The organism is Corallococcus sp. CA054B, from assembly GCF_003611625.1.
In the GTDB taxonomy this organism is placed as follows: domain Bacteria; phylum Myxococcota; class Myxococcia; order Myxococcales; family Myxococcaceae; genus Corallococcus; species Corallococcus coralloides.
The window spans coordinates 31,839-50,116 of the sequence record NZ_RAVY01000051.1 but is presented as its reverse complement, the minus strand read 5'-3'; the positions used below and the strand labels follow the sequence as shown (position 1 = coordinate 50,116).

The following is an 18,278-nucleotide window of genomic DNA, read 5'->3' as shown; positions in this document are numbered from 1 at the left end:
CGTGGCGGGAGGGGGCATCGGAGCGGGCGCGGCGGCGAGCGGAGGGGTGATGATGAGCGGTTGGGACGCGCTGGGAGCCGGCGCGGTCACCACGACGGGCTGGGACGCGGGTGCCGGCGGCAGCCCGATGAAGGTCTCCCGGCGTCCTTCCGCCGGGCCATCCTGGCGCAACGCCGGCTGGGGCTGCGGCGTCGCGATGGGCGGCGGCGCGGCGGGCTGCATCTGGGTGGCGACCTGCCCCAGATCCAGCGCCGGCATGGCCACGCGGTGCGTGCGCGACGGCGGCACCGGCGGCGGCCCCACCTGGGACTGGGCGGAGGCCCCGGCCGAGGTGGACGGATCCACCTCCGCCTCGTCCAGGAGCAGCTCCGGCGGCGGCGGCGGGACGCTCATCGGTTCGTCCTCGTCCAGCGGACGGCCGATGTGCGTGGCGTCCTCCGCCGGCAGGAGCTGATCCGCGAAGAAGTCGTCGACCTCTGAAGCGAACCGGTCCTGCAGGTCCCCCTCCACCACCCGCTCACCCGTTTCGGTGAGCTTCAGCTGGGCCTCGCGGTCCATGGCGATGTAGTGGAACTTGCGCAGGAAGAAGAAGTAGCTGTCGAACTCCAGCGAGACGGACGGCTCGAGGGCGGCCTTCACGTCGGCCAGCTTGTTCGAGCGTCCCAGGCGGCCGTTCTCCCGCAGATTCTGCAGGATGAGCAGCGCCTCGCCACTGACGGTGTCACGATGGATGGCGGGCTTCGTCATGGGTGCGCGGACTCTACGCGGCACCCGCCCGGCGCTTCAACGTCTGCCGCGTCGAAGAAAGCCGGGGGCCTACCGGATGCGCAGCAGCTGCTTCACCGTCTCCAGCACTTCCACGAACCGCACGGGCTTGCGCAGGTAGATGTCCACCCCCAGCTGCATCGCCCGCTCCTGGGCCTCCTTGCCACCCGCGGAGATCGCGATGACCGGGATGCCCTTGAGCTCCTCTTCCTCCCGGATGCGCTCCACCAGGGCGAAGCCGTCCATCACCGGCATGTAGAGGTCCAGCATCACCAGGCTGAAGCGGTCCTCGCGCAGCCGCAAGAGGGCGTGGTGCCCGTCCGGGGCGAAGTGGACCTCCAGCGGCACCTTCCCGTGCAGATCGTTGCTCGCGAGCTTCTTCAGCACGTAGCTGTACATCTCGATGATGTGCGGGTTGTCCTCGACGATGAGCACACGGTACCCGTCCTGCTCAGAAGGGGTCACCGCGCTGTCGTTGGGTCCCGCCGCACTCAAGATGTCACCCAGTCGCCGCCGGTCCTGCTCGCTCTCCACACGGATGCCCACGCCGCCCGGCTGATCGGGCGCGGCGATGCGCACCCACGCCACCGTCCCGGCGACTTCTACCGGATCCAGCAGGCCCGGGAAAGAAAGAGCAAGCCGCAGCTCGTCCCCCACGGCGAAGAGCTGCTCGGTCTGGACGAAGAACCCTCCGGCGGAGAGGTTTTCCGTCACGTCCCGCAGCGGCCGGCCATGGGCGTAGTCCACCCGGAGGATGGTGGGGATACGAGGGTGCTGCCGCTGGTCCGCAGGGTCCAGGCTCATAACAAGGGGTTGAAATCGCTCGGTAATTTGCTGAGGGCGGCCCAGTCTACCTCCGAGGGTTTATGTTGACAACGAAGCCATTGGAGCAATACGTACCGGCCCGCCATGGCGGAGCCCCTGTTCACTCCTGAAGAGCAGAAGAAGTTCGACGCGGGGATCGCGGAAATCCTCTCGCACTACCCCTCTGATCGCAAAAGCGCCGGCATGCTTCCCGCGCTGCGCCTGCTGCAAGACCTCAAGGGGTGGTTGCCTCCTGATGGCCTGCGGCTGGTGGCGAAGAGCCTGGAAGTCACGCCGGAGCGCGCCTACGAGGTCGCCAGCTTCTACGTGATGTACCACCTCAAGAAGCCGGGCAAGTACGTCATCGACGTCTGCACGAACCTGTCCTGCTCGCTGTGGGGCGCGGAGAAGATGCTCGCGTACCTGGAGCAGAAGCTGGGCCTGACCGCCGGGGAGACGAACGACAAGTTCACCCTGCGCGAGACGGAGTGCCTGGCGTCCTGCGGGACGGCGCCCTGCCTGCAGATCAACGAGGATCACCACGAGAGCCTGACCCAGGCGAAGCTGGACGCCATCCTGGCCCGGCTGTCGTGAGTCGCCCCTCCTCCCCCTCGCTTTCCTAGGACGTTCATCCATGGCCTCTACGGCAAAGACGGTCGAAGCCGTCATCTCGGCGGCCTGGGGCAAGCCCCAGTCCTGGACCCTGGACAGCTACCGCTCGCGCGGCGGCTATGACGGGCTCAAGCGCGCGCTCACGATGGAGCCCGCCGCCATCATCGACGAGGTGAAGAAGTCCAACCTCCGCGGCCGCGGCGGCGCGGGCTTCCCCACGGGCATGAAGTGGAGCTTCGTCCCCAAGGACAGCCCCAAGCCCAAGTACCTGGCCGTCAACGGCGACGAGTCCGAGCCGGGCACCTTCAAGGACCGCTACATCCTGGAGAACGACCCGCACATGATGCTGGAGGGCATCGCCATCGCGGCGTACGCGCTGGGCGTGCACACCTGCTACGTGTACCTGCGCGGCGAGTTCAAGTTCCAGGCGGAGCGCACCCAGGCGGCCATCGACGAGGCCTACAAGGCCGGCATCTTCGGCAAGTCGCTGATGGGCAAGGAGGGCTTCGCGCTCGACTGCTTCCTGGTCCGCGGCGCGGGCGCGTACATCTGCGGCGAGGAGACGGCGCTCCTGGAGTCCCTGGAGGGCAAGAAGGGCTGGCCCCGCCTGAAGCCCCCCTTCCCCGCGGTGGTGGGCCTCTTCGGCTGCCCCACGGTGGTGAACAACGTGGAGACGCTCGCCAGCGTGCCCCCCATCCTCGCCAAGGGCGCGGACTGGTACGCGAAGCTGGGCACGGACAAGTCGGGCGGCACGCACCTGGTCTGCCTGTCCGGCTCCGTGAACCGCCCCGGCGTCTACGAGGTGGGGATGCACACCACCATCCTGGAGCTGATCCACGACGACAAGTACGGCCAGGGCATGCCCAAGGGCCGCAAGGTCAAGGCGGTCATCCCGGGCGGCTCCTCGGCGCCGGTGCTGGGCGCGGATGAGCTGGACGTGGCGCTGGAGTTCGAGGCGCTGAAGATGAAGCAGACGATGGCCGGCTCCGGCGGCGTCATCGTGATGGACGACGCCACCTGCATGGTGCGCAGCCTCTGGCGCGTGGCCCGCTTCTACGCGGAAGAGTCCTGCGGCCAGTGCACCCCGTGCCGCGAGGGCACGCCGTGGCAGACGCGCCTCTTGCGCAAGATCGAGGAAGGCCGCGCGGAGATGAGCGACATCGACATGCTGTCGAACGTCGCCTCCTCCATCGCGCCCTACCCTCCCATCGGCCTGGGCAACACCATCTGCGCGCTGGGTGACGCGGCGGCGCTGCCCACGCACTCCTTCCTCATGCGGTTCCGGGACGAGTTCGAGGCTCACGTACGGGAGCACCGCTGCCCGTACGGTGACCACCCCTGGGGTTCCTTCGGAGACTGGTCTTGAACATCGAATTGGTCCTCTTCGGCGTCTTCGCCGTCATGACGCTGCTGTCGGCGGGGCTGGTCATCACCGCGCGGAGCCCCATCAACTCCGCCATGGCCCTGGTGTCGACGTTCTTCTTCCTGGCCGGCATCTACGTGCTGCTCTGGGCGCACACGGTGGCCGCCGTGCAGGTGCTCGTGTACGCGGGCGCCATCATGGTGCTCTTCCTGTTCGTCATCATGCTGCTCAACCTGGGTGACGCCCCCCACCGCGGAAAGCCCACGGCGACGCGGCTCCTGGGTGGCGCCTCCGCGGTGGGCCTGCTGGCGGTGCTGGCCGTGACGCTGGGCCGGCTGAACGCGCAGCCCGCGCAGCTGGACGCGAAGGGCCAGGCGGCGTTCGGCACCATGGCGGCCATCGGCGAGACCATCTTCACCATTTGGCTGCTGCCCTTCGAAGCGGTCAGCCTGCTCCTGCTGGTGGCCATGGTGGGCGCGGTGGTGGTGGCCAAGTCCCGCATCTGATCCTCGCGACCTTCCGGACAACCCAATGGTCCCCATCTCCTACTACCTCCTGCTGGCCGCGGCCCTCTTCTGCATGGGCATGTTCGGCGTGCTGGTGCGCACGAACGCGCTGGTCGTCTTCATGTGCGTGGAGCTGATGCTCAACGCGGTCAACCTCACGTTCCTGGCCTTCGCGCGCATGCACGGCGAAGGTACCGGCCACGTGTCCGCCTTCTTCGTCATCGCCGTGGCGGCCGCGGAAGCGGCCATCGGTCTGGCCATCGTCATCGCGGTCTTCCGCAGTCGCGGGTCCGTGAACGTCGACGACATCCGGACGATGAAGCACTAACGCCCCGTCACCCCTGAGCACACCCATGGACGGATCCCTCGTCGAGTTCTTCAGAACCGCCCCCATCCCCCCCGAGGTGTTTTCGCCCTCGCTGGGGTTGATCATCCTGCTGCCGCTGCTGGGCGCGTTCGTGTGCGGCGTGTTCGGCAAGTGGCTGGGCCGGGCCAACGTGCACCTGGTGGCGTGCTCCGCCATCGCCGGCGCCTTCGTGCTGAGCCTGCTGGCCTTCTGGGCCACCAGCGACGCCGCCGGCGGCCGCGTGGTGAGCATGGCCAACCCGTTCGGCCTGGAGCGGGACACCATCCGCTACGCCATCGCGTACGACTACGGGACGTGGTTCGCCGCCGGTGACTTCCGGGTGAACTTCGGCCTGCTGGTGGACCACCTGTCGGGCATCCTGCTGCTCATCATCACGGGCGTCGGCTTCCTCATCCACCTGTACTCCACCAGCTACATGGAGCACGACGATGGGTACTGGCGCTTCTTCGCGTACCTGAACCTCTTCGTCGCCGCGATGCTCACGCTGGTGATGGCCGACAACCTGGTCCTGCTCTTCGTGGGCTGGGAGGGCGTCGGTATGGCCAGCTACCTGCTCATCGGCTTCTGGTACACGGACAGCGCGAAGGCGTGGGCGGGCCGCAAGGCGTTCGTCACCAACCGCATCGGTGACTTCGCGTTCCTCATCGCCACGTTCCTGCTCATCCTCACGGTGGGCGCCTTCAACCGCCAGGCGGACCCGCGGGACTACAACGCGGCGTCCACGTCGCGCGCCCGCTACGAGCAGGGCATCTCCCAGAAGGGCCCCGTCACCTTCAAGGGCCTGGAGAAGCTGGCCCTGGCCCTGCCGGAAGGCACGGGCGGCGCGGTGTCCCTGGCCACGCCCATCGAGTCCGGGCCGCTGGCGGGCTACACCTTCGGCGGCGTGATGACGTCCATCATGCTGCTGTTCCTGCTGGGCGCCGCGGGCAAGAGCGCGCAGCTGCCGCTCTACGTCTGGCTGCCGGACGCGATGGCCGGCCCGACGCCGGTCTCCGCGCTCATCCACGCCGCCACGATGGTGACCGCGGGCGTGTACCTGTTCTGCCGCATGAGCGCGCTGCTCGTGCTGTCCCCCACCGCCATGGCGACCATCGCCATCGTGGGCGCGCTCACGTCGCTGCTGGCGGCGCTCATCGCCTTCGCGCAGGACGACATCAAGAAGGTGCTCGCCTACTCCACGGTGTCCCAGCTGGGCATCATGTTCATGGGCGTGGGCATGGGCGTCTTCTGGGCCGCCGCGATGCACCTGATGACGCACGCGTTCTTCAAGGCCTGCCTCTTCCTGGGCGCCGGCAGCGTGATGCACGGCAACGGGGACGAGACGGACATCAAGAAGCTGGGCGGCCTGTGGAAGGAGATGAAGTGGACGCACGCCACGTTCCTCATCTCCACACTGGCCATCACGGGCATCTTCCCCATCATGTCCGGCTTCTTCTCCAAGGACGCCATCTTCCACGGCGTGCACCACAACCACCTGCACGGCCTGGAGTGGGTCTCCGGCTTCGTCTACGTGCTGGGCCTGCTCATCACCGCCTCCACGGCGTTCTACATGTCGCGCGTCTACCTGCTGACCTTCACGGGCAAGCGGTCCCCGGAGGCGAAGCTGGCGCACGCCCATGAGAGCGCGTGGCACATGACGCTGCCCCTGGTCATCCTGGCGTTCCTGGCCTTCATCACGTTCGTCTACGCCCTGCCCCTGATGCCCCGCACGGGCGGCGGGACGCAGCCGGTGTTCGAGAACTTCCTGTCCCCCGTGCTGCGCCCGGCGGAGACAGTGGCCCGCGTGGCCAAGACGGTGCAGCTGGACACGAGCTCGCCCTCCGTCGGGGACTACGCCTTCGCGTGGATGTGGGCGCTGGCCGGCGGCGCGGCCGCGGCGTTCGCCTACCTGAAGTTCTTCCCGTCGCGCGTGGGCCAGCCCGTGCCGGCCTTCGCCCGCGCGGTGCGCCGCACGGCGCTCAACAAGTTCTACGTGGATGAACTCTACGAGTTCATCATCATCCGGCCGGTGAAGTTCGTGGCCTTCATCCTCTTCCGCGTGGTGGACGCGCTCGTCATCGACACGGTGCTGGTGCGTGGCACCGCGTACGTCACGGAGAAGGTGGGCCTCGGGCTGCGCCGGCTCCAGACGGGTGACGCGCAGGCCTACGCCGCCATCATGGCGCTCGCCATCCTGGGCGGCGCGGTCTACGCCCTCGTGCAGGTGCTTTCATGAGCTTCTTCGACACCCACCTGTTGAACGTCGTCATCTACCTGCCGCTCGTGTTCGCGGCGCTGGTGCTCGCGCTGCCTGCCAGTGAGCACGGGCAGGTCCGCACCATCACCTTCGTGGGCATGCTGCTGGACCTGGTGTTCGGCGTCTGGGCGTACTTCCGCTTCGACCCGTCCGGCGCCGAGTTCCAGATGGAGTACCGCGTCCCGTGGTTCCAGCAGTTCGGGATGAGCTACCACCTGGGCGTGGACGGCCTGGCCGTGAGCCTGCTGCTCCTGACGGTGTTCCTGGGCCCGCTGGTGGTGCTCGCCTCCACCACGTACATCCAGCACCGCATCAAGGAGTTCCACCTGGCGCTGCTGGTGCTCCAGACGACGATGCTGGGCGCGCTGGCGTCGATGGACGTCCTGCTCTTCTACATCTTCTTCGAGGCCATGCTCATCCCCATGTACTTGATGGTGGGTGTGTGGGGCGCCGAGGACCGCCGCATGGCGGCGGTGAAGTTCTTCCTCTACACGCTGGTCGGCTCGCTGCTGATGCTGGTGGCCATCGTGGCCCTGTACTTCATCAGCGGCGGCCCGGGTGTGCGCTCGTTCGACTACGGCACGCTCTACAACAACCTGCTCGCCGCCAATCAGCAGCTCGCCGCGTGCAGCAACGGGCCGGAGGGCGCGTGCGCGGGCCTCACGGGCCTGGCCGCCACGCTGTACACCTACGGGCCGTGGATGTTCGCCGCGTTCGCGCTGGCGTTCGCCATCAAGGTCCCCATGTGGCCGGTGCACACCTGGTTGCCGGACGCGCACGTGCAGGCGCCGGTGGCGGGCTCCATGATCCTGGCCGGCGTGATGCTGAAGATGGGCACCTACGGCTTCTGGCGCTTCGCGATTCCGCTCTTCCCGGTGGCGGCGCACCAGGCCCGTCCGTTCCTCGCGGTGCTGGCGGTGATTGGCATCGTGTACGGCGCGCTGATGTGCCTGGCGCAGCGGGACATCAAGAAGCTCATTGCGTACTCGTCCGTCAGCCACCTGGGCTACTGCATGCTGGGCCTGCTCGCCGTCACCGGTGAGGGCGCCACGGGCAGCGCGTACCAGATGCTGAACCACGGCATCTCCACGGGCGCGCTGTTCCTCCTGTTCGGCTTCCTCTACGAGCGCCGCCACACGCGCCTGATGTCGGACTACGGCGGCATCGCCAAGGTGATGCCGGTGTTCACCGCGGCGTTCGTCATCATCACCTTCTCGTCGGTGGCGGTGCCGGGCACCAACGGCTTCATCGGCGAGTTCCTGGTGCTGATGGGCACGTTCAAGAGCACCCTGCCCCTGGGCTTCGGCGCGTTCGCCACGCTGGGCGTCATCCTGGGCGCGGCGTACATGCTGTGGATGGTGCAGAAGGTGTTCTTCGGCAGCATCACGCACCGGGAGAACCAGCACCTGCGCGACATGAACCTGCGCGAGATGCTCACCACGGCCCCCTTCATCGTGCTGGTGGCGGTGATGGGCCTGATGCCGCAGCCCTTCCTGGACCGCATCGCTCCGTCCACGGACCGCTACGTGGCGCGCGCCAGCGTGGGCGCTCCGGGCGCCACCCAGGCGAAGGACGACCAGCTGCGCGTGGAGGTGATGTCGCTGCCCTCCACCGCCGCCGCGGCCCGCCCCTCCGTTCCCGCCGCGCCGCTCGCCGTCCGCGAGTAGGCCCCGAAAGACTCCATGAACCTGCCAAATCTCACCCTGGCGGATTTCCTCCCCCTGCTGCCCGCCATCATCATGGTGGTGGCGGCCTCCGTCCTGCTGTTGTCGGAGGTGTTCCTCTCCAAGACGGCGTCCCGCGGCTACCAGGCGGTGCTCACCGTCGTGGCGGCGGTGGCTAGCGGCGCCGTGGCCGTGGGCCTGATGTTCGAGCCGCCGCAGGAGGTGTTCCTCGGCTTCGGCGTGTTGGACCCCTTCTCCAGCTTCCTCACCCTGGTGGTGAGCGTGGGCCTGGGGCTGGCGGCGCTGAGCGCGGTGGGCTTCCTGCGCAAGCGTGGCGCGGAGCGCGGTGAGTTCTACGCGCTGATGCTCTTCGCTTCCGCGGGCATGAGCCTGCTGGCGATGTCGTCGGAGTTCATCACCATCTTCATCAACATCGAGGTGCTCTCCATCGCGACGTACGCGCTGACGGCGTACCTGCGCCGCGGCACGCGCCCCAGTGAGGCGGGCTTCAAGTACTTCATCCTGGGCGCCTTCTCGTCCGCCATCCTGCTGTACGGCACGGCGCTGCTGTACGGCGCCACGGGCACGACGAAGCTCAACGACATGGCGGGCCCGCTGTCGCAGGCGCTCCAGACGACGCCGGCGCTCATCTACGTGGGCGCGGTGCTCATCGCCGCGGGCTTCGCGTTCAAGGTGGCGGCCGTGCCGTTCCACATGTGGACGCCGGACGTGTACGAGGGTGCCCCCACCCCGGTGACGGCGCTCATGAGCGCGGGCGTGAAGGCGGCGGCGTTCGCGTCGCTGGTGCGCGTGTTCGTCACGGTGGGCAAGGGCATGGACCCCAAGCTGCCGCTGATGCTCTTCGCCACGCTGGCGCTGCTCACGATGATCGCCGGCAACCTGATGGCCATCCCGCAGCGCAACGTGAAGCGCATGCTGGCGTACTCCTCCATCGCGCACGCGGGCTACCTGCTCCTGGGCGTGGCGGCGCTGTTCGTCGCGGCTCCGGGCGAGAGCTTCCGCCTGCTGTCCGCGTCCTCGCTGTCCGGCGGCACGCCGCTGGACGTGGCGCGCTCGGACGCGCTGCGCGGCATCCTCTACTACCTGCTGGCGTACACCTTCAGCGCGACGGGCGCCTTCGCCATGGTCTCCGCGCTGGAGCGCCGCGAGGACGAGGAGAAGGGAACCGCCTGGGACCTGGAGCGCTTCGCGGGCCTCGCGCAGCGCCGTCCGGGTTGGGCGTTCGCCATGGCGGCCTTCATGCTGTCCCTGGGCGGCATCCCCCCCACCGTGGGTTTCATGAGCAAGCTGCTCATCTTCCAGGCCGCCATCGACGTGGGCCTGGTGGGCCTCACCGTGGTCGCGGTGCTCAGCAGCGCGGCGGGCGCGTATTACTACCTGCGCGTCGTGGTCTACATGTTCATGCACCCCGTCCCTGAAGGCGCGCAGCCGCTGGAGCGCAACTGGGGCACGGAGGCCGCGCTCGTCATCGCCACCGTCGCGGTGGTGCTGCTGGGCATCCTCCCCGGCCACGTCACCGACTGGCTGGCCCAGGCCGGCACGCTGTTCGGTCAGTAGCCGTTCGCCGGCAGCTCGCGGCACCCGACGCCCGCCTCGGCCCCTGGCCCTGGCGGGCGTTGTCGTTGCGGGGCATGGCTCACGGCGTCATGGCCGTGGGGGCATTGCAGAAGTGAAATGGATCCGCGCCGCGTCATGCGGGCGGCTGCGACGCCGGGGACGATGCGGGGAGCGGAAAAGAAGGCGGCCCGGCACCCGTGAGGGTGTCGGGCCGCGGGTCTTCTCAAGGTAACGCACCGGAAGTGCTGAAAGGGTGGGGGGGAACCACTTTCAGCCTCGCTTCGATGCGTCCCGAGCTAGCCTTTAGCAGGCGTCGTGCCAATGCCCGCTTGAGACGAAAATCTAGAGTTCTCAGGGGTTTGAACGACCGGGCAACACTCCCACCCCCGCCCTTTCCCATTGCAGCCCTGAAATCGCGTTTCAGGGATGAAAACAGCCAACGAATTCAGGAGGTTGGTTTTTTCATCCCTGAACGGCGGTGATTTCGGATCTGAACTCGTACCGGGAGGCAGGTGCGAGTTCGCTGGGAGGCTATTCGCGGGCACCGGCAGGGGGCCGCAGGTTGAGCCGCTTCATCTTCCGCCACAGCGTGGTGGAGGAGACGCCCAGCTCGTCCGCCACGCGGGCCAGGTCCACGCCGTGGCGCTCCAGGGCCTGGACGATGGCGCGGCGCTCCGCGTCCTCCACCACCGCCGCCAGCGTGGGGCCTCCGGCCTCCGCGCTGGTGGACCGCGCGATGTCGGCGGGGGGCAGACCCGTGGCCTCAGGCGGAGGCGCGGCGGCGAGCACGCGGCCCTGGGGGCGCAGCGGAAAGTCCTCGGGGAGCAGCTCGTCCCCTTCGGCGAGCGCGGCGGCCTGCTCCACCAGGTTCTCCAGCTCGCGCACGTTGCCGGGGAAGCTGTACGTCATCAGGTGCTCCACTGCGGTGGCGGACAGGCGCCGGGTCCGGGGGCTGCGGGCGTTGGCGCGGTCCAGGAAGTGCTGCGCGAGCGCGGGCACGTCCTCCAGGCGCTCGCGCAGCGGGGGCACGCGCAGGAGCACCACGTTGAGGCGGTAGTAGAGGTCCTGGCGGAAGCGCTTCTCCTTCACCTCCAGCTCGATGTCGCGGTTGGTGGCCGCGGCGATCCGCACGTCCACGCGCAGCGCGGTGGACTCGCCCACGCGGCGCACCTCGCCGTCCTGGAGCGTGCGCAGGAGCTTGGACTGGAAGGTGGGGCTCGTCTCCGTCACCTCGTCGATGAAGAGCGTGCCGTTGTCCGCCTCCTCGAAGAGGCCGCGGCGCGTCTTCACCGCGCCGGTGAAGGCGCCCTTGGCGTGGCCGAAGAGCTCGCTCTCCAGCAGCGTCTCGCTGATGGCCGCGCAGTTGACGGGCACGAAGGGCTGCTTGCTGCGGCGGCTGTGCGCGTGGAGGGCGCGGGCCACCAGCTCCTTGCCCGTGCCGCTCTCGCCCTGGATGAGGACGGTGGCGTCGCTCTGGGCCACGCGCAACAGGCGCGTGGTGAGCTCGCGCATGGCCTGGCTGCGGCCCACCAGCGCGGACAGGCCGTGGCGCTCGTTGAACTCCGTGGCCAGGTTGTCCACCGCCGCCTGGAGCCGGGCGCGCTCCAGGGCGCGCTCCACGCGGTAGCGCAGCTCGCCCTCCTTGAAGGGCTTGGTGACGTAGTCGTAGGCCCCCAGGCGCATGGCCTCCACCGCGCTGTCGATGGAGCCGAAGGCCGTCATCATGATGACCTGGAGGCGCGGGGCCACCTCCAGCGCGCGCCTGAGCAGCGTGAGCCCGTCCATGGGCTCCATCTTCAGGTCCGTGAGGAGCAGGTCCACGCGCTCCTGCGCGAGCATGCCCAGGGCCTCCTCGCCGGTGGCGGCTTCGTTGACGGTGTAGCCCTCCGCGCGCAGGAGCAGGGCGGTGGTGGCGCGCATGTTGCGCTGGTCGTCCACCACGAGGATGCGGCCTCGGGGAACCGGAGTGGTCGCGTCGGTCATGAGAGGGACTGGGGCTGCGTGAGCGGCAGCCAGAAGGTGAAGGTGGTTCCGCGTCCGGGGGCGCTCTCCACGGCGATTTCGCCGCGGTGCTCCTCCAGGATGCGCTTCACCACCGCCAGCCCCAGGCCGGTGCCCTGGGCCTTGGTGGTGAAGAAGGGTTCGAAGACGCGGTGGAGCAGCTCCGCCGGGATGCCCGGCCCCTGGTCCATCACGTCGATGCGCAGCTGCTCCCGGCCGCCATGCGTGTCCCGGCGCCCGCGCACCCGGACCTCGCCGCCCTGGGGCATGGCCTGGATGGCGTTGACGGCCACGTTGAAGAGGGCCTGGCGGATCTGCCGCCGGTCCATGGGCACCGTGGAGAGGCCGGGCTCCACCTCCACGGAGATGTACACCGGACGCTCCGTGAGGGCCTGCGCCCGCGCGGCCTCGAAGGCGTCCTGGAGCACGCGCAGGAGGTCCTCCGGCTGGAGCACCGGGTTGCGCGGGCGGGTGAAGTCCAGCAGGTCCGCCACCATGCGGTTGAGGCGGTCGCTCTCCTCCGCGACGATGTCCAGCAGCATGGCCGTGTCCCCCCCGGGGTTCATGATGCGCCGGAGCGTGGCCACCGCGTTGAAGATGACGCCCAGGGGGTTGCGCACCTCGTGGGCGACGATGGCGGACAGCTCGCCCAGCGCGGCGAAGCGCTCGCGCTTCACCATCTCCGCGCGGGTGGCGGCCAGCTCCGCGTAGCTGGCCCACAGGGACTCGTAGAGGCGCGCGTTGGCGATGGACAGCGCCAGCTGGCCGCACGTCGCCTCCGCCAGGTCAATCAGCTCCGGGCCGAAGGGGCGCGGGCCGCGCACGTCGTCCACCAGCACCACGCCGATGAGCTCCTCGCGCGAGGTGAGCGGCAGGCCCAGGAGCGCCTTCTCCCCCAGCCGGTCGATGAGCACCGCGCTCACGGAGGTGCTCGCGGACGTCAGGTCCTCCACGGCGATGGGCTTGCGCTCCAGCGCCACGCGCGCGGCCAGGTCGTCGCTGTCGAGCGGCACCACCACCGTGCGGAACAGGTCGCGGTGGGTCGCCGACGCCGCCGCGCCGCGCAGCACCTTGGCCTGTTCGTCGTAGAGCAGGATGAAGCAGTTGGACACGTCCAGGAGGTGCACCAGGAAGTCGGACGCGACGTCCAGGATGCTCGCCGTCTCCAGCACGCCGGACGTGGTGCGCGCCAGGTCCAGCAGGAGGCGCGTCTCCGTGAGCTGGCGCGCGGACTCGGCGCGGAGGCGGCGCTGCTCCAGCAGCGTCACCAGCAGCTCCGCGAGCGTGGACAACAGCCGCGCGTCGCGCTCGTCGAAGGGGCGCTCCTTCGCGCGCAGCGCCTGCACCACGCCCACGCACTCCCCGCCGCGGGTGAGGCGCGCCGCCGTCCCGCTGCCCAGGCGGCCCTGGGACAGCGTCTCCAGCGCGCGCCCCTGCGCCTCCGAGGACAGCACGCCCCCGTCCTCCCGCAGCGACGTGGCCAGCAACACGCCGGTGGCACGCACGGCATCCGCGTCACTCCCCTCCTCCAGCCCCACATGGGCGAAGAGGCTGGGGGCCTGCCCCGGCCCGGAGACGACGTGCAGCGCCACCGCGCGGGCCTGGAGCAGCTCCGCCACGCGCGCGAGGAACGTCTCCGGCGTCGGGGGCACGGGCTGCGCCACGAAGCGCGCCATCTCCGCCACCGACTCCACCTCCCAGCGGCTGCGCGCGCCGTCCGCCTGGAGGTGGGCGTCCGCGAGCGCCGCGCCCACCACCTTCGCGAACAGCGTCAGCACCGAGCCGTGCCGGGGCGCCACCCACGGGCCCGCCACCCAGAGCACCTCCGACTGGGGCCCGCCCACCGGCAGGTACGCGTGCGTGGACTGCGCCTGGTCCGCGCCGCCGAACACCGGACGCCCGTCCGACAGCGCCTCCAGCGCCAGGTGCGTGTCCGCGGGCAGGGACACCCCGTCGCGCGCCAGCCACCGCGTGCCGTCCCAACGCAGGATGCGCGCCCGGAAGCCCGCGGCCTCCAGGCCCGCTAGCGCCACGCGCCGCACGCCCTCTTCGGAACGCGCGGACACCAGCCCCGCGGACGTGTCCACCAGCCGCTCCGCCACCACCAGCTCCCGGGGGCGCTCCGCCATCACCATGCAGCTGAGCAGCAGGGCGAAGCGCCCGCTCTCCAGCCGCAGGGGGTTGGCCTGGACGATGACCTCACCCGTGGCGCCGTGGACGTTGAGCACCTTGTAGAGCTGCGGGCGTCCGTCCAGCGGCGCTCCGGTGGCCACCCGGTGGAAGCGGTCCCCAATCCGGCTGCGCTCCTCCGGCTGGATGAAGTCCAGGAAGGAGCGGCCCTCGACCTGCTCCACGGGCAGCCCCAACAGCCGCGCGTACGCGGCATTGGTCACCCAGACGCGCCCCTCACCCTCCAGCACCAGCATGGGCTGGGTGAAGGCATCCACCAGGGTCCGCAGTTCCTGCTCGTTGTAGGCCTTCGTACTCATCCGCGACGCAGCACCCGTTTGTCCCCCACCCGCAGCGTCACCTTCTCACGGTCGAAGTACTCCGACAGGGGGATGGTGAACTTGCGGCTCTGGCCCACCAGTTCCTTGAAGGCCTGCGTGGAAATCTCCTTCTGCTCCTTCAGGTACGCCACCAGCCGTCCTCGAAGGTCCTCCAGCGCGCCCGCGTCGAAGCACAGCTCCTCGCTCACCCGCACGCCGGTGCCCGACGACACCAGCACCTTCAACAGCTCCTGCAGCTTCGCGGGCGGAAGCCCCAGCTTCTGCGACAGCTCCGTGACGGTGGGCGGCGCGAGCCCCGCCGCGGACAGCTCCGCGGACAGGCGCGTGCGCGCGGCCTCGTCACCCAGCGTGAGCGTACGGCCCCGGCCCTTGAGGCGCACCAGGTCCTTCTCCGCCTCCACGCCGCCGGAGTCCACCAGCGCCTGCACCACGCGCTGGAACAAGCGCACGTCCAGCTGGGCGGAGAGCCGCTGACGGAGCTCCTCGCGGGACAGGCCCTCGCGCATGGGCTCGCGTTCGTGGAACGCGGCGAGCAGCGCGAGCGAGCGCTGGCGCAGGCCCTCGAAGACCTCCTGCGCCACGTAGAGCCGCCGGTCGCGGTCCGCCAGCAGCACCTGCCCCTTCGCGCCCGACAGCTCCAGCGTGCGCGTGAGCACCTTGGGCGAAAGCCCCGAGCGGCCGAACAGCTCCGTCTGCGTGAGCCCCGCGTAGCCCGCCTGCCTGAGGAGCCAGCCCACCAGTCCGGCCGCGTCCGCCTCCAGCAGCGGCCGCACCACCGAGGACGCCCCCTTGCGCCGGCGCGGCGGCGTGATGGAGAGCACGCGCCCTCCAGCCACCGTGGCCCCCCGCCCCGGCAGCGCACGCGAGCCTCGCAGGATGAAGCGCTGGCCCACGAGCGCGCCCACCGGAGACTCCAGCCGCAGCTGCGCGAGCCCCGTCTCCCCTGGCGAAAGCGACTCCAGGTCCAGCAGCGCCACCGTGGCCTCCACCTGCGCGGTGCCCAGGTGCAAGAGCAGCTTGCGGCGTTTGGGCAGCGGGGCTTCCGCGGCGGGCAGCAGCGTCAGCTCCACGTCCAGCATGGACGTCTCCGGCAGCTCGCCCGCGCGCGTGAGCACCATGCCCCGGTGCACGTCCTCCGTCTGCACGTCCGCCACGTTCACCGCCGCGCGCTGCCCCGCCTCCACGCGCGCCACCGGCTGGCCGTGCACCTGCACGCCGCGGACGCGGAAGGGGCCTGGACGCGCGCCGGCCACCGAGGGGAGCAGCGCCACCGCGTCGTCCACCGCCAGCGCGCCGGACAACAGCGTGCCCGTCACCACCGTGCCAAAGCCCTTGATGGTGAAGGCCCGGTCCACCGGGAGGAACACGGGGCCCTCCGAGGGGCGCCTTGGCAGTGAAGCGCCCGCGCTCGCGAGCGCCGCCTTCAGCGCCTCCAGGCCCTGCCCCGTGCGCGCGGACACCGGCACCACGGGCGCGGCCTCCAGGAAGGTGCCGGCGGTGAGCGCGGCGAGGTCCGCCTCCACCAGCGCGCGCCAGTCGTCGCCCAGGCCCTCCAGCAGGTCCGCCTTGGTGAGCGCGACGACGCCCGCCTTCACGCCGAGCAGGCGGCAGATGTCCAGGTGCTCGCGCGTCTGGGGCATGACGCCTTCGTCCGCCGCGACCACCAGCACGGCCAGGTCCACGCCGCCCGCGCCCGCGGCCATGGCCTTCACGAAGCGCTCATGGCCGGGCACGTCCACCACGCCCGCCACCTGTCCGCCCGGCAGCGGCAGATGCGCGAAGCCCAGCTCCAGGGTGATGCCCCGCCGCTTCTCCTCCGGGAGCCGGTCGGTGTCGGTGCCCGTCAGCGCCTTCACGAGGGACGTCTTGCCGTGGTCGATGTGCCCCGCCGTCCCGATGATCATCGCCGCGTCAACGCCCTTCGGCGGGGCTCAGGCCCCAGCCTTGTCCGGGTCGTCGTCGAGGTGCGCGTCGCCCATCACCGGCTGGTAGTCCCACGGGAAGACGAAGAGCGAGTCCGTGGACAGCCCCACGTGGTCCGGCGTGAAGCCCTCCGGCCGCGCAATCAGGCACGCGGTGCGGATCTCCTTCGCGCCCACCTTCTTCGCGAGCGCCGTGGCCAGCTCCAGCGTGTCCCCGCTGGAGGCGATGTCGTCCACGATGAGCACGCGGCGGCCCTTGAGCTCCGGGGGCATCTCCCCGCTCACCTGCGGCTGGCCGCGCTCCTGGGGGCGCTCGGCCTTGTCGCGGCTGCGGCGGCTGATGCGCACGGGGAAGAACTCGCAGCCGAGCGCGCCCGCGAGCGCCCCGCCCACGAACACGCCGCCGTGGGCCACGCCCACCACCGCCTGCGGCTCCCACGCCTGCCGGATGGTGCGCGCCAGCTGCTGCACCTTCCGGTCGAACTCCGCCCACGACAGCTCCACCACGCCGGTGGACTTGTGCCGGGACTGGTCGCGGCCGGTGGGTTGGCGCGGGGCCTCCACCTGGGGCGCCAGCACCATGTCATTGGGAATGGAGACGAGCTTCTCCGCCCCGTCCTTCTGGGCGGCGGAGGGCACGGAAGACTTCGGGGAAGGGTTGCGCTGGTCCTGGGACTTCGGCGGCGCTGCCCGCTTGATGGCCACGGCGAAAGCTCCGGGTGAGGTGCGGCCCTGTCATATCCCGAGCACCGCGACCCCGCCACAACCGCCGCGCGTGCTCCTCCGGATGATGTGAAGCGCTGAATCATCCCCGGTCACCGGGAAATGTCTGTCTTCAGAACAACGGCGCCAAGGCCTGGCGCCGGGGCGCCCCACGTCAGGCGCTGCCCTCGGTGAGCATCTGCTGGATCTCCGCGCCGGGGATGACATAGCGCGTCGTGCAGAACTGGCAGGTGGCCTCCGCCTGGCCTTCCTTCTCCAGCAGGTCTTTCAGCTCCTCGCGGCCCATGGCGAGCAGCGCGAGCTTCACGCGGTCGCGGCTGCACGAGCAGGTGAAGCGCAGCGGGTAGCGCGACATGATTTCCAGGTCCGCCTCCGGCACGAGCGAGCGCAGGAGTGTCGCCGCACCGTCCTGCGCGTGCGCCTGCACGGCCGTCTGGAACTGCGCCTTGAGCCGGGTGCCCAGCGCCTTGAAGGCGTCCCGGTCCCCGTTGGGCAGGGGCTGCACGAGCAGGCCCACCACGGTGGCGAGCGGATCCTCCTGGCCGTCCACCAGGCCGGGCAGCTGCGCCACCATCAGATGCGAGGGCACCTGATCCGACTGGTGGAAGTAGCGCTCCAGGTCCGCCACCAGGTCGAAGTGCTCCAGCTCCACGGACGAGCGGTAGTACTCCCCGCCGCCCTGGTCGCGCAGCACGGACAGGAAGCCCTGGTTCCCCAGCACCGGGCGCCAGTGATAGCGCCCCTCCGAGCCGGTGTACTCCACCAGGGTGTTCTTCACGTAGCCGCGCACGACGCCGTTCGCGTCGCCGTCCACGAAGAGGCCGCGCAGGGGGCCGTCGCACTCCAGTTGCAGGTTGATCCGGGAGTCCGTGCCCTTGCGGAGCGACCCCATGAGGGCGGCGGCGGTGAGGCCCTGGGACAGGAGCGCGGCGGAGGCCGGCATGCTCTGGTGCGTGGCGCGGGCCTGGCGGGACAGGTCTCCGGTGGTGGCGAGCACCAGGCGCAGGTCCGACGCCTTCAACAATCCACTGACAAGCTCATCAGGCATAGGGCTGGTTAGCGTGCCCCACCCGTTCGCGCCCGCCAACGGAAGAGGGGCGAAGACGGGACGCCCGCCTGGCGGCCAGCAGTCAGGGCGGGGGGCTGGCATCGCCAGGGCTTATGAGTCGGTGTTCCCCGGCTGGCACGGGCGGGTGCGGAAGAAATCCAGCCCGCGTGACGGAACGG

The 18,278-nt window shown here is 70.1% G+C and carries 13 protein-coding genes and 1 pseudogene; 7 read left to right on the top strand and 7 right to left on the bottom strand.

Annotation, left to right across the window (positions count from 1 at the left end; all coding sequences use genetic code 11):
• Both D7V80_RS15325 and D7V80_RS15320 read right to left on the bottom strand, forming a co-directional pair.
• Positions 1-747, bottom strand: a pseudogene (locus D7V80_RS15325) (serine/threonine protein kinase); the annotation flags it as partial.
• Between the two features lie 69 nt (positions 748-816).
• Entirely contained in the window at positions 817-1,569 is a 753-nt protein-coding gene (locus tag D7V80_RS15320) for a TIGR02266 family protein (protein ID WP_120588864.1), read from the bottom strand.
• 105 nt (positions 1,570-1,674) lie between these two features.
• On the opposite strand from D7V80_RS15320, the gene nuoE reads away from it, so the two are divergent.
• Genes nuoE through D7V80_RS15285 form a run of 7 tightly spaced genes read left to right on the top strand, consistent with a single transcriptional unit; the run spans position 1,675 to position 9,895 of the window.
• Positions 1,675-2,163 carry an NAD(P)H-dependent oxidoreductase subunit E gene (gene nuoE / locus D7V80_RS15315; RefSeq protein ID WP_120588863.1) on the top strand — a complete coding sequence of 163 codons (489 nt, stop codon included), beginning with the start codon at positions 1,675-1,677 and terminating at the stop codon, positions 2,161-2,163.
• A 40-nt stretch (positions 2,164-2,203) separates the two neighbouring features.
• Entirely contained in the window at positions 2,204-3,547 is a 1,344-nt protein-coding gene (gene nuoF, locus D7V80_RS15310; protein ID WP_120588862.1) for an NADH-quinone oxidoreductase subunit NuoF, read from the top strand.
• On the top strand, positions 3,544-4,050 hold the full coding sequence (locus tag D7V80_RS15305; protein ID WP_120588861.1) for an NADH-quinone oxidoreductase subunit J: 507 nt from the start codon (positions 3,544-3,546) through the stop codon (positions 4,048-4,050). Before nuoF ends, D7V80_RS15305 begins: the two co-directional genes overlap by 4 nt.
• A gap of 25 nt (positions 4,051-4,075) precedes the next feature.
• Positions 4,076-4,378: an NADH-quinone oxidoreductase subunit NuoK gene (gene nuoK, locus D7V80_RS15300; protein WP_014393873.1), complete on the top strand. Its 303-nt coding sequence runs from the start codon at positions 4,076-4,078 to the stop codon at positions 4,376-4,378.
• Between the two features lie 25 nt (positions 4,379-4,403).
• Positions 4,404-6,632, top strand: a complete 2,229-nt coding sequence (gene nuoL / locus D7V80_RS15295; protein ID WP_120588860.1) for an NADH-quinone oxidoreductase subunit L — start codon at positions 4,404-4,406, stop codon at positions 6,630-6,632.
• Positions 6,629-8,320, top strand: a complete 1,692-nt coding sequence (locus tag D7V80_RS15290) for a NuoM family protein (RefSeq protein WP_120588859.1) — start codon at positions 6,629-6,631, stop codon at positions 8,318-8,320. The genes nuoL and D7V80_RS15290 overlap by 4 nt, the downstream gene beginning before the upstream one ends.
• Before the next feature lie 15 nt (positions 8,321-8,335).
• Positions 8,336-9,895: an NADH-quinone oxidoreductase subunit N gene (locus D7V80_RS15285; protein WP_120588858.1), complete on the top strand. Its 1,560-nt coding sequence runs from the start codon at positions 8,336-8,338 to the stop codon at positions 9,893-9,895.
• A gap of 531 nt (positions 9,896-10,426) precedes the next feature.
• Here D7V80_RS15285 and D7V80_RS15280 read toward each other — a convergent pair.
• From D7V80_RS15280 to D7V80_RS15260, 5 genes are all read right to left on the bottom strand, one after another.
• Positions 10,427-11,878 carry a sigma-54 dependent transcriptional regulator gene (locus tag D7V80_RS15280; protein WP_120588857.1) on the bottom strand — a complete coding sequence of 484 codons (1,452 nt, stop codon included), beginning with the start codon at positions 11,876-11,878 and terminating at the stop codon, positions 10,427-10,429.
• Complete coding sequence (locus D7V80_RS15275) at positions 11,875-14,385, bottom strand: ATP-binding protein (RefSeq protein WP_120588856.1); 2,511 nt, start codon at positions 14,383-14,385, stop codon at positions 11,875-11,877. The genes D7V80_RS15280 and D7V80_RS15275 overlap by 4 nt, the downstream gene beginning before the upstream one ends.
• A complete protein-coding gene (gene selB / locus D7V80_RS15270) occupies positions 14,382-16,310 on the bottom strand; it encodes a selenocysteine-specific translation elongation factor (protein WP_120588855.1) in 1,929 nt (642 codons plus the stop codon). The genes D7V80_RS15275 and selB overlap by 4 nt, the downstream gene beginning before the upstream one ends.
• A gap of 27 nt (positions 16,311-16,337) precedes the next feature.
• Positions 16,338-17,033, bottom strand: coding sequence for a phosphoribosyltransferase (locus tag D7V80_RS15265; RefSeq protein ID WP_120588854.1), 696 nt, complete (start codon positions 17,031-17,033; stop codon positions 16,338-16,340).
• A gap of 172 nt (positions 17,034-17,205) precedes the next feature.
• Positions 17,206-18,099 carry an Hsp33 family molecular chaperone HslO gene (locus D7V80_RS15260; RefSeq protein WP_043321052.1) on the bottom strand — a complete coding sequence of 298 codons (894 nt, stop codon included), beginning with the start codon at positions 18,097-18,099 and terminating at the stop codon, positions 17,206-17,208.
• Positions 18,100-18,278 lie beyond the last annotated feature (179 nt).